At 56.4% G+C, this 13060-nt stretch carries 7 protein-coding genes; 6 read left to right on the forward strand and 1 reads right to left on the reverse strand.

What is annotated here, in order from left to right:
• Positions 1-2668: translocation/assembly module TamB domain-containing protein (locus M0974_RS30115; RefSeq protein ID WP_297845560.1), on the forward strand; the 2668-nt coding region annotated here is incomplete at its 5' end.
• Positions 2669-2843: 175 nt separating this feature from the next.
• Here M0974_RS30115 and M0974_RS30120 read toward each other — a convergent pair.
• Entirely contained in the window at positions 2844-3839 is a 996-nt protein-coding gene (locus M0974_RS30120) for an aldo/keto reductase (protein WP_297845561.1), read from the reverse strand.
• Between the two features lie 120 nt (positions 3840-3959).
• Between M0974_RS30120 and M0974_RS30125 the strand changes: the two genes are divergently transcribed.
• The 5 genes from M0974_RS30125 to M0974_RS30145 form a co-directional block, all read left to right on the forward strand.
• Positions 3960-4874: a LysR family transcriptional regulator gene (locus M0974_RS30125; protein ID WP_297845562.1), complete on the forward strand. Its 915-nt coding sequence runs from the start codon at positions 3960-3962 to the stop codon at positions 4872-4874.
• Positions 4875-4949: 75 nt separating this feature from the next.
• Positions 4950-5450 (forward strand): thiol peroxidase, encoded by a 501-nt coding sequence (tpx, locus tag M0974_RS30130; protein WP_297845563.1) that lies wholly within the window; start codon positions 4950-4952, stop codon positions 5448-5450.
• 175 nt (positions 5451-5625) lie between these two features.
• Complete coding sequence (locus tag M0974_RS30135) at positions 5626-6948, forward strand: MdtA/MuxA family multidrug efflux RND transporter periplasmic adaptor subunit (RefSeq protein ID WP_297845564.1); 1323 nt, start codon at positions 5626-5628, stop codon at positions 6946-6948.
• Positions 6945-10055, forward strand: coding sequence for an MdtB/MuxB family multidrug efflux RND transporter permease subunit (locus M0974_RS30140; protein ID WP_297845566.1), 3111 nt, complete (start codon positions 6945-6947; stop codon positions 10053-10055). The genes M0974_RS30135 and M0974_RS30140 overlap by 4 nt, the downstream gene beginning before the upstream one ends.
• Positions 10052-13060: efflux RND transporter permease subunit (locus tag M0974_RS30145; RefSeq protein ID WP_297845568.1), on the forward strand; the 3009-nt coding region annotated here is incomplete at its 3' end. The genes M0974_RS30140 and M0974_RS30145, both read left to right, overlap by 4 nt.

Below are 13060 nucleotides of genomic sequence, written 5' to 3' on the forward strand. Positions count from 1 at the left end.
CGATTGGCTGGATTTCCCTTGGCATCGGCTGTATTCCGCCATCGATGAGCCGCAAGTCTCGGTCCATACGTTTCAAGGAGAAGTGTCGTACAGCGACGGCAAATACTTGGGTAATTTCAAAGCGGCGCTGGGCGGTCCTGCGGGCGCGTTCGCCCTGAGCAGTCCGTTTAGTGGTGATCTCAAGCAAGTATTCTTACCACAGCTTGAGTTGGCCGCAGGGCAGGGTAAGGCCAGTGGTCATTTGAATCTGCAATTTGCCGACGGCATCGGTTGGGATACTGCGCTGGACTTGAGCGCAGTCAACCCTGCGTATTGGTTGGCTGAACTGCCAGGAAACCTTGCCGGACCATTGCGCAGCAGGGGCCAATTCAAAAACCAGCAATTAACCCTGAATGCCGACCTTGATTTGAAGGGCCGCTTGCGAGGCCAGCCAGCGGTGCTTCAAGCCAAAGCGGACGGCGCAGGTGACAAGTGGACCGTCAGCGCGCTGGATATTCGCCTCGGCGATAACCGCATTCAAGGCAGCGGTAGCTTGCAACAAAAGCTCCTGGGACAACTCGACATCAATTTGCCGCGTTTGGGCCAGCTCTGGCCTCAATTGCAAGGCCAGCTCAAGGGCCGTCTGGATCTAGGGGGCAGCTTAAAAGCGCCGCAGGGTCAATTGGCGCTGGAGGGTGGGCAATTGGCGATGGCCAATAACGGTCTGAAAACGCTGACGCTGGCCGCCAAGCTCGACAACGCCCAACGTGCAAACCTTGATTTCAAGGTCGCGGGCATTCAATTGGGCGACACTCAACTAGGCACGTTAGTGGTCAATGGTCAGGGTGATATCAAGCACCAACAACTGAAACTGGATCTGCAAGGCCCTTTGCTGAAATTGGCGCTGGGTGTTGATGGTGGTCTCGACAAGGGCAACTGGCGGGGCCGTCTGGCCAGTGGCGATGTCCAGACAGGTGGTCAGGATTGGCGCTTGCAGCAGCCGGCCAAACTTGAGCGTCTGGCGGACGGCAAGATCAATTTCGGGGCGCATTGCTGGATGTCCGGGCAGTCGAGCCTGTGTGGCGAAGACCAGCGACTGATGCCAGAGCCGCGCCTGCGCTATCACCTCAAGCGCTTTCCCATCGAGAGTTTGGCTCAATGGCTGCCCAAGGATTTCGCCTGGAAAGGCTCGCTGAATGCTGATGTGCAGCTCGACCTGCCTGCCGCCGGGCCAAATGGGCAGATTTCGGTGGACGCCAGCGGCGGTACATTGCGTCTTCTTGAAAAAGACCAATGGCTGGATTTTCCCTACGAAAGCCTAAAACTCACGAGTACGTTAACCCCCAAGCGAATTGACTCACGGCTGGATTTTCGCGGCGGCAAGTTGGGTACGTTATGGGTGACGGCACAAATCGATCCGTTGGCGAAAAACAAGCCAGTTGTAGGCGACTTCAACCTCAGTGGCCTGGATATCTCCATCGCGAGACCGTTCGTGCCGATGGTCGAAAAACTGACAGGTCGGCTCAATGGCAGTGGGCACCTATCAGGCGGGCTGCTCGCGCCTCAGGTCAATGGCAACGTCACTCTCAGTGAGGGTGAAGCATCCGGGCCCGAATTACCTCTAACTGTGCACGACCTTAAACTCCAGGCGACTATCGCTGGGGAGGGCGTGCGGCTGGATGGCAGTTGGAGCAGTGGTGATACCGGACGGGGCACGGTGAATGGTCAAGTGGCTTGGGCTGATGCGTTGGCCGTGGACATCAATGTCAAAGGTACTCATCTGCCGGTGACGGTGGAACCGTATGCCGCACTCGATGTGGCGCCGGACCTGAAAATTTCGATGAAGGCCAACAAGCTGGCAATCTCCGGCAAAGTGTTGATTCCCAAAGGCGCGATCACCATCCGCGAGTTGCCGCCGTCGACGGTCAAATTGTCGGGCGACACGGTCATTATCGGTCAGCAAGCGGATGATCCCAACCAACACCAGCAGCCTGCGCTGGCGATGGCCATGGATATCGACGTTGAAGTTGGCCAAGACAAGCTTAGTTTCACTGGCTTTGGGCTGACGGCCGACTTGGCGGGGCACGTACACATAGGCGACAACCTCGACACGCGTGGGGAATTGAACCTCAACGACGGCCGTTATCGAGCGTATGGCCAGCGGTTAACCATACGCAAAGCGCGGCTGTTGTTCGCAGGGCCAATCGATCAGCCTTATCTAGACATCGAAGCGGTTCGCCAGGTCGATGATGTGATTGCAGGTATCCGTCTGACCGGTAGTGCCGAACAACCCACAACGGTGGTTTTTTCCGAGCCGGCTATGAGTCAGGAACAGGCGCTTTCCTACCTGGTTTTGGGCCGTCCGCTGACCACAACCGGTGAGGACAGTAACATGATGGCGCAGGCGGCCTTGGCGTTGGGGTTAGCGGGAAGCTCTTCGACGACTGGCACGTTGGCGAAAAACCTCGGCATCAAGGACTTCGAACTGGACACGGCTGGCAGTGGCTCAACCACCAGTGTGGTCGCCAGTGGCAAGATCACCGAGAAATTGAGCCTGCGTTATGGCGTCGGCGTGTTCGATCCGGCCAACACCATCGCGCTACGGTATACGTTGAGCAAGAAGGTGTACCTGGAAGCAGCGAGTGGCGTCGCCAGCTCGCTGGATATTTTCTACAAGCGGGATTTTTGAAGCCCCGCGGGCGATTTATGGACCACACAGGTCCATCGCCATGTCGAAAATCTGTGGGACCAACCGGGGCGCGTAGCTTTGTTCGGGAAGCAGGCGGCTCGGTTTGTCTGAAACACCGCGGTGTTGCATTCGCGAACAAGTTCGCTCTCACCGAATCTCAGTGGGAGCACGCGTATTACTGATTCACCAACTTCAACGAGGCCTCGGTATAGCGTTTGCCAGCAATCGCTTCGACCGGAAACAAATCCCTAAGCGCTTGCAGTTCGCCCTCGCTCAGTTTGATCTCCAGGGCCGCGACGTTTTCTTCCAGGTATTTACGCTGTTTGGTGCCTGGAATAGGCACAACGTCGTTACCTTGGGCCAGTACCCATGCCAAGGCCAGTTGCCCCGCAGTAACACCTTTATCTGACGCCAACTGCTGCACGCGTTTTACCAACAGTAGATTCTTTGCGAAGTTCTCACCCTGAAAGCGCGGGCTGGAACGACGGTAGTCGTCGGCTGCAAAATCATCCGGGCTTTTCAAGGTGCCGGTCAAAAAGCCTCGTCCTAACGGGCTGTAGGGTACAAACGCGATACCCAGACGGCGACAGGCTTGGAGGCTGCCGTTTTCTTCAGGGTCACGGCTCCACAAAGAGTATTCGGTCTGCAACGCACTGATTGGGTGGACCTTATGCGCCCGCTCCAACGTACTGGCGGAAGCTTCGCTTAAGCCAAGAAAACGCACTTTGCCTACTTTGACCAATTCAGCCATGGCACCGACGGACTCTTCGACCGATATTTGCGGATCGATCCGGTGCTGGTAATACAAATCCAGGGTTTCGACATTCAAGCGTTTGAGCGTCGCATCAATGGCGCTGCGGATGTATTCAGGGCTGCCGTTCACGCCGCGAGCAGTGGGGTCGTTAAGGTCGCGGACAAACCCGAACTTGCTGGCGAGAAAGACTTGATCCCGCTTACCGCGAATCGCCTTGCCGATCAGCTCCTCGTTGGTAAAAGGACCATACATGTCCGCGGTGTCCAGCAGATTGACTCCAAGCTCCAGCGCGCGGTGTAAGGTCGCCACGGCTTCCTTTGTGTCTGTGCCGGTGGTGTAGAAGTCGGTCATGCCCATGCAGCCAAGACCGATGGCGGAAACTTGAGGGCCGTTTGTGCCGAGTTGACGAGTTTGCATGAATAGCTCCGTCTGATTTAAAGATAGCGCCCATTGTCGCGCTCGACAGAACAGGGATAAACAGGCTAAAAATGCTTTCACTATTTAGAAAATCTAAATAAACGTTATCAGGTCAAGCCGATGGATCGATTTCACGCCATGCGCGTATTTACCCGCATTGTCGAACTGGGCGGATTTGCCAAGGCTGCCGACAGCCTGCATCTGCCGCGCGCATCAGCCACGATTCTCGTCAAGCAATTGGAAGCACATCTTGGTGTGCAGCTGCTGCAACGCACCACGCGGCAAGTAAGCCCGACGTTGGACGGGCGGGCATATTACCTGCGTTGCGTTAGCTTATTGGCCGACCTTGAGGACACTGAAGCAGTGTTTTCCTCCAGTCGCATCGAGCCCAAAGGCACGCTGCGGATCGACATCCCCGTGGGTTTCGGGCGGATCATCCTGATCCCGGCGCTGCCGGAATTCAGCGCGCGCTATCCTCAACTGGACTTGGAAATCGGTATGAGCGACCGACCTATCAAGCTCATCCGTGAAGGTGTGGACTGCGTAGTACGGATCGGCCCTTCGCTGGACGACTCTTTGGTCTCCCGGTTGTTAGCGCAGGTGCCCCAGGTCACCTGCGCCAGTCGGGAGTATTTAGAGCGCAGGGGTGTGCCAAAAAACCTGGATGACCTGCAAGGGCACCAGGTGATCGAATACTTTTCGGCCAGCTCCGGAAAACGCTACGGATTGGAATTTCAACAGGGCGATGAGGTCAATGAAGTTAATCTGCCAAAATCGCTTTCAATTAATAGCGCCGATGGTTACCTCGCCGCTTGCGAGGCGGGGTACGGCTTGATGCAAACGCCGTATTATCAGATCGTCGAACAGCTTCGCAGCGGAACCTTGGCTGAGGTGCTGCATGAATTTAAACCGCCGACGATGACGTTAGTCGCTCTGTACCCACCCCATCGGCAAATGTCACGGCGGGTACGGGTGTTCATTGACTGGCTGTTGGAGCTTTGCGCCAGGCATAATTTGTCAGACAAAAAACGGTGAGCCCCATAGGTCGATAAGCACTTTCGTGTTTAACTTCCGGCTCTTCCAAAACCCTTCAAAAAAAGGACTCAGTTCATGGCTCAAGTGACTCATAGAGGCAACCCTATTAAAGTCAACGGCGAACTGCCAACCGTCGGAAGCGCAGCCCCTGCGTTTACCTTGGTTGCTGGTAACCTGGCTGACGTGACCTTGGCTACCTTTGCCGGCAAGCGCAAAGTGTTGAATATTTTTCCAAGCATCGACACCCCGACCTGCGCCACCTCAGTGCGCAAGTTCAATGCCCAGGCCAATGAGCTGACCAACGCAGTTGTGCTGTGTATTTCTGCCGATCTGCCCTTCGCTCAAGCCCGTTTCTGCGGCGCGGAAGGTCTGGAGAATGTTCAGAATCTGTCGACCATGCGCGGTCGTGAGTTCATCGAGAATTACGGCGTCGCCATTGTCGAAGGCCCGTTGTCCGGCCTCACAGCGCGTGCTGTGGTTGTACTGGACGAAAATGATAAAGTCCTGCACAGCGAGCTGGTGCCGGAAATTGGTCAAGAACCCGACTACGACGCTGTCTTGGCTGTTCTAAAGTAATACCCTGTAAAACATTAACGGTCTGGACTTGTCCGGGCCGTTTTTATTTGTGCTTCAGGCTCTTATCGAAAGTAAGCACTAAGTAAATAGCCGGTAAAGGCCCTTTGCTTATCCTCTCGCAGTGCTTATGGTTCAGCCTCTTAATGAAGCCCTCGCGCACAATGGTTGATTATTCATGCAATCGTCTGGTCCCCGCAGTTCCCGTCGCTGGCTAATTAGCCTGGTAGTGTTGTTGGTCGTCATTGGTCTGTGCTGGAAATTTTGGCCAGCCAGCGGCTTGCACCTTGGCACTGCCGACACAGGTACCGCTGCAGCCGGTCGCCATAAAGCTGGAGGCTCGGGGGCCAAGGGTAGCCCGTCGAGGCCTGGCTTTGGTGGCGCCACTGGGCCGATTCCGGTACGTGTGGCGGCTGCCACCGTCGGTGACTTCCCGATTCTTTATAAGGCACTGGGTACTGTGACGGCGATGAACACCATCAATGTCCGCAGCCGAGTGGCGGGGGAACTGGTCAAGCTCAACTTCCAGGAAGGGCAAATGGTCAAGGCCGGCGACTTACTTGCCGAGATTGACCCTCGCAGTTATCAAATTATCTTGGACCAGGCGCAAGGCACGTTGCTGACTAACCAGGCACTGCTGAAAAATGCTCAGGTCGACCTTGAGCGTTATCGCGGCTTGTACGCTGAAGACAGCATCGCCAAGCAGACACTCGACACGGCGGTTTCGTTGGTCAATCAATACGTTGGCACGGTCAAAACCAACCAGGCCTCCGTTGGCGATGCCAAGCTTAATCTTGAGTTCACCAAGATCCGCGCACCGATTACCGGCCGGGTAGGCTTGAAACAACTGGATGTCGGCAACCTCGTCGTCGCCAACGACACCACTGCACTGCTGGTCATCACCCAGACCAAGCCGATAACCGTCGTGTTTACCTTGCCGGAGAAAGACCTGTCTGCAGTGATCGCCCGTTACCATAGCGGCGACAAACTGCCGGTAGAAGCCTGGGATCGCGGCGACGTGAAACTCCAGGCTACGGGCGTGCTGGCGAGCCTGGACAACCAAATAGACGTCACTACCGGCACGTTGAAATTCAAGGCGCGCTTTGAAAATCAGGACGAGGTGCTGTTCCCCAATCAGTTCGTTAACGTGCGTTTGCGTGCCGATACCCTTAAACACGCTGTTTTAGTCCCTTCGGCGGCGGTCCAGTTCGGTACCAACGGCACGTTCGTCTATGTGCTGGACGGCGACAAGAAGGTCAAAGTTCGTCAATTGGTTGCTGGGGCAAGCGACGAAACATCCACCGTGATCACCAGCGGGTTGGCTGAGGGCGAGCGCGTTGTGCTGGAAGGTACCGACCGATTGCGTGATGGCAGCGATGTTGAAGTGGTGAATGACAGCAAAGACGTACCTGCAACACCGGCGCAAGAGCTGCACAGTAAACCGACCAAGGACTCCAATGGCTCTGCCAAGGCTGGCAAGGCGGACAAAGGCAACGTATGAACATCTCACGGTTGTTCATTCTGCGGCCGGTAGCGACCACCCTCAGTATGTTGGCTATCGTTTTGGCCGGCTTGATCGCTTATACCCTGTTGCCGGTTTCGGCCTTGCCACAAGTGGATTACCCGACAATCCGGGTGCTGACGCTGTACCCCGGCGCCAGCCCGGAAGTCATGACCAGTGCCGTCACGGCGCCGCTTGAGCGGCAGTTCGGGCAAATGCCGGGACTGAGTCAAATGGCCTCGACCAGCTCGGGCGGTGCGTCGGTTATTACCCTGCGTTTCAGCCTCGATTTGAACATGGACGTCGCGGAACAGGAGGTGCAGGCGGCGATCAATGGCGCCACCAACCTGCTGCCAACTGATTTGCCCGCGCCACCCGTTTACAACAAGGTCAACCCGGCGGATACCCCGGTCCTGACCTTGGCGATCACCTCCAAAACCATGTTGCTGCCCAAACTTCATGATCTGGTCGATACGCGCATGGCGCAAAAGATTTCGCAGATCAGCGGCGTAGGTCTGGTCAGCATTGCCGGCGGCCAACGCCAGGCGGTACGGATCAAGGTTAATCCAGAGGCGCTGGCGGCCAATGGCTTAAACCTGGCTGATGTGCGCACGTTGATCGGGGCGTCTAACGTTAACCAGCCCTCGGGCAGTTTCGACGGCCCGACGCGGGTGTCGACGTTGGACACTAACGATCAGTTGCGGTCCGCGCAGGAATACGCCGACCTGATTGTTGCCTACAGTAATGGCGCACCCCTGCGCCTCAAAGACGTAGCTGACATTGTCGATGGCGCGGAAAACGATCGACTGGCCGCGTGGGCCAATGAAAATCAGGCAGTCCTGCTTAATATTCAACGCCAGCCGGGTGCTAACGTCATTGAGGTAGTCGACCGGATCAAAGCGCTGTTACCGAGCATTACTGACAACTTGCCTGCAGGGTTGGACGTTGCTGTATTGACTGACCGCACCCAGACGATCCGCGCTTCGGTCAGTGATGTGCAACATGAATTGTTGATCTCGATCATCTTGGTGGTATTGGTCACCTTCCTGTTCCTGCGCCGTGTCAGCGCCACGATTATTCCGTCGATCGCCGTGCCGCTGTCGCTGGTCGGCACCTTTGGCGTGATGTACCTGGCGGGCTTTTCGGTCAACAACCTGACACTGATGGCCATGACCATCGCCACTGGGTTTGTGGTGGATGACGCCATCGTCATGCTGGAAAACATTTCGCGGCATATCGAAGAGGGCGATACACCGTTTCAAGCGGCACTCAAGGGCGCGCGACAAATCGGTTTTACCCTGGTTTCGCTGACTGTCTCGCTGATTGCGGTTCTGATTCCATTGTTGTTTATGGCGGATGTGGTGGGGCGGCTGTTCCGTGAGTTCGCTATCACCTTGGCGGTAGCGATTCTGATCTCGCTATTCGTGTCGCTGACCCTGACACCGATGATGTGCGCACGGTTGCTCAAGCGCGAACCGAAAGCCGAAGAGCAGGGGCGTTTCTATCGCACCAGTGGTGCCTGGATCGATTGGCTGATTGCTGCCTATGGGCGCAAGTTACGCTGGGTACTGAAACACCAGCCGCTGACTTTACTGGTGGCCATCGCCACGTTGGGCCTCACGGTGTTTCTTTACATTATCGTGCCCAAAGGTTTCTTCCCCGTGCAAGACACTGGGGTCATTCAAGGTATTTCCGAGGCTCCGCAATCGGTGTCGTTTACGGCAATGAGCGAGCGTCAGCAGTCGTTGGCAAAAATTATTCTGCAGGACCCGTCGGTGGCGAGCCTTTCGTCTTACATCGGGGTCGATGGCGACAACGCCACGTTGAACAGCGGGCGCATGTTGATCAACTTGAAGCCGCATAACCAACGCAGCCTCAGCGCGACAGAAATTATTCAGCGCTTACAGCCGCAGCTTGAAAAACTTTCGGGCATTCGACTGTTTCTGCAGCCGGTTCAGGACTTGACGGTCGAGGACCGGGTCAGCCGCACCCAGTACCAGTTCAGTATGTCATCACCCGATGCGGCGCTTTTGTCGCTCTGGAGCGGCAAACTGGTGGACGCCTTGGTCCAGCGACCGGAACTGAGCGACGTCGCCAGTGACCTGCAGGAAAAAGGTTTACAGGTCTATCTGGTGATCGATCGCGATGCCGCCAGCCGTGTCGGTGTCACGGTAGCCAATATCACGGATGCGCTGTACGACGCCTTCGGTCAACGCCAGATTTCCACGATCTATACTCAAGCCAGTCAGTACCGCGTGGTGTTGCAGTCGGCGTCCGGCACTGATATCGGTCCGCAGGCGCTGGAACAAATTCACGTCAAAACCACTGCGGGCACTCAAGTCAAACTGTCGAGCCTGGCACGAATTGAACAGCGGCAAGGGTCGCTGGCCATCGCGCACATTGATCAGTTTCCGTCCGTCATGATGTCGTTCAATTTGGCGCCGGGCGTTGCGTTGGGCAAAGCGGTGGAAGTGATCAATCAGGTCCAGAAGGACATCGGTATGCCTATCGGCGTGCAGACTCAGTTCCAGGGCGCAGCGCAGGCGTTTGAGGCTTCGTTGTCGAGCACCTTGCTGCTGATCCTGGCTGCGGTGGTCACTATGTACATCGTGTTGGGTGTGTTGTATGAAAGCTACATTCACCCCATTACCATTTTGTCGACGCTGCCGTCTGCGGCAGTCGGCGCGCTGCTGGCGCTGCTGATCAGCGGTAATGATCTGGGGATGATCGCGATTATCGGCATTATTTTGCTGATCGGCATCGTCAAGAAAAACGCAATCATGATGATCGACTTCGCATTGGACGCCGAACGCAACCGCGGTGTTGATCCTGAGACGGCTATCTACGAAGCCGCGCTGTTGCGCTTTAGGCCCATTCTGATGACCACGCTGGCTGCGTTATTCGGTGCGATACCGTTGATGTTGGCCGGCGGTTCCGGCGCGGAACTGCGTCAGCCGCTGGGTCTGGTGATGGTTGGCGGGTTGATGCTGAGCCAGGTGCTAACGCTGTTCACCACGCCGGTCATCTATCTCTACTTCGACCGTTTGGGTCGACGCTGGAGCCGTAAACCGGACGCTGCTGCCGACCTGGAGCAGGTTGACGTATGAACCTGTCCGGGCCGTTCATCCGTCGACCGGTGGCGACCATGCTCTTGAGCCTGGCGATCATGCTGCTCGGTGGCGTCGCCTTCAACTTGCTGCCAGTGTCACCGCTGCCTAACATGGATTTTCCGGTGATCGTGGTCTCGGCCAGCTTGCCGGGCGCGAGTCCGGAAGTCATGGCCGCGACCGTTGCCACGCCCTTGGAGCGCTCGCTGGGTACCATCGCCGGTATCAACACCATGAGCAGTCGCTCAAGCCTGGGCTCCACCCGGGTTATTTTGCAGTTCGACCTGAAACGCGACATCAACGGCGCGGCAAGGGAAGTTCAGGCGGCGATAAACGCTGCCCGCACCTTGTTACCCAGTGGTATGCGCAGCATGCCGACCTATAAAAAGGTCAATCCTTCCCAAGCACCGATCATGGTCCTGTCGCTGACCTCAGACGTGCTAGAGAAGGGTCAACTGTACGATTTGGCCTCGACGATCCTCTCGCAGAGCCTGTCGCAAGTGAACGGCGTTGGTGAAGTACAGATTGGTGGTAGTTCGCTACCCGCAGTGCGTGTCGAGCTGGAGCCGCAGTTGCTCAGTCAATACGGCGTGGCGTTGGATGATGTGCGTACCGCCATCGTTGCCGCCAACGTGCGTAAACCCAAAGGATCATTGGAAGATGCTGATCATCATTGGCAGATACAAGCCAATGATCAACTAGAGAAAGCCAAGGATTACGCACCGCTTATCATTCGCTATCAGAACGGCGCGGCACTGCGCTTGAGCCATGTTGCAAAGGTCACTGACGCGGTGGAGGACCGTTACAACAGCGGCTTCTTCAATGATAAACAAGCGGTGTTGCTGGTCATCAACCGTCAGGCGGGCGCCAACATTATTGAGACCGTGGCCCAGATCAAGGCGCAGCTCCCGGCCCTGCAAGCGGTGCTCCCGGCCAGCGTCAAACTGGACCTGGCGATGGACCGTTCACCGGTGATCAAGGCGACGCTGCATGAAGCCGAAACGACCTTGCTGATTGCCGTGGTGCTGGTCATTCTGGTGGTGTTCTTGTTCTTGGGGAATTTCCGCGCTTCGCTAATTCCGACACTCGCGGTGCCGGTGTCTTTGGTGGGCACTTTCGCCATCATGTATTTGAACGGCTTTTCGCTGAATAACCTATCGTTGATGGCGTTGATTCTTGCCACCGGACTGGTGGTGGACGATGCGATTGTGGTGCTGGAGAACATCTCGCGGCATATCGACAAAGGTGTTCCGCCGATGGAGGCTGCGTACCTCGGCGCCAAGGAAGTCGGTTTCACTTTACTGTCGATGAACGTGTCGTTGGTGGCAGTCTTCTTGTCCATTTTGTTCATGGGTGGGATTATCGCCAGCCTGTTCCGTGAGTTTTCTATCACCTTGGCGGCGTCGATCGTCGTCTCGCTGGTGGTTTCCCTGACATTGACGCCTATGCTCTGTGCGCGTTGGCTCAAACCTCACGACCCGGCTAAGGAAAATGCCCTGCAGCGCTGGAGTCGCGGTCTCAACGACCGCATGGTGGTCGGTTACGACCGCTCTCTTGGCTGGGTGTTGCGTCACCCGCGACTGACGATGTTGAGTTTGCTGATCACTATCGGCGTCAACGTTGCGCTTTACATTGTCGTGCCCAAGACCTTCATGCCGCAGCAAGACACCGGGCAGTTGATCGGTTTCATTCGTGGTGACGACGGTCTCTCGTTTGGGGTGATGCAGCCCAAAATGGAGACTTTCCGGCGTGCGGTGCTAGCTGATCCAGCGGTCGACACCGTAGCCGGCTTCGTCGGTGGCAATGGCGGCATCAGCAACGCCACCATTATCGTGCGACTAAAACCGATCAGTGAACGCAAGCTGTCCGCTGAAAAAGTCATTGAGCGATTGCGCAAGAACGTGCCGCTGGTTCCCGGAGCGCGGTTGTTCCTCCAAGCGGACCAAGACCTGCAGTTTGGTGGCGGTCGTGAGCAGACTACCTCGCAATACCAGTACATCTTGCAAAGCGGCGATTTGGCCAGCCTGCGCTTGTGGTATCCGAAAGTGCTTGAAGCACTAAAGTCTGTGCCAGAGCTGACAGCAATTGATGGCCGCGAAGGTCGCGGTGCACCACAAGTGACGCTGCAGATTGATCGCGACACTGCCAAGCGCTTGGGAATTGACATGAGTATGGTGACGGCGGTTCTGAACAACGCTTATAGCCAGCGGCAGATATCGACCATTTATGACCCGCTCAACCAGTATGAAGTGGTGATGGAGGTCAACCCCAAATACGCTCGGGACCCGGCGACGCTGGATCAGGTGCAGGTGATTACAACTGCAGGCCTGCGCATTCCGCTGTCGAGCATTGCGCACTACGAACGCAGCCTGGCAGATGATCGGGTGACCCATGACGGGCAATTCGCCTCCGAAGATATTTCCTTCGATTTGGCAGAAGGCGCGACCCTCGAACAAGCCTCGGCAGCGGTAGAGCGTGCGGTGGCCAAAGTTGGTTTGCCAACGGAAGTCATCGCGAAAATGGCCGGTGCCGCTGATACCTTCGCTGCAGCGCAAAAGACCCAACCGTTCATGATTCTGGGTGCGTTGGTGGTGGTATATCTGGTGTTGGGTATTTTGTACGAAAGCTATGTACACCCATTGACCATTCTCTCGACGTTACCCTCGGCAGGTGTTGGTGCCTTGCTGAGCATCTACCTGGTGGGGGGACAATTTAGTCTGATCTCCCTACTGGGCTTGTTCCTGCTGATCGGCGTGGTGAAGAAAAACGCCATTCTAATGATCGACTTGGCGCTGCAACTGGAGCGCGATCAGGGTATGAGCCCTTTGGACTCGATTCGTAGCGCCTGCCTGCAACGCTTGCGGCCGATTCTGATGACCACACTGGCTGCGATTCTGGGCGCTGTACCGTTATTGCTGAGCAGCGCTGAAGGTGCAGAAATGCGCCACCCTCTGGGCCTGACCATTATCGGCGGCTTGATCTTCAGCCAGATTTTGACCCTCTAC

It is taken from the genome of Pseudomonas sp. (genome assembly GCF_026224925.1).
Lineage (GTDB): Bacteria > Pseudomonadota > Gammaproteobacteria > Pseudomonadales > Pseudomonadaceae > Aquipseudomonas.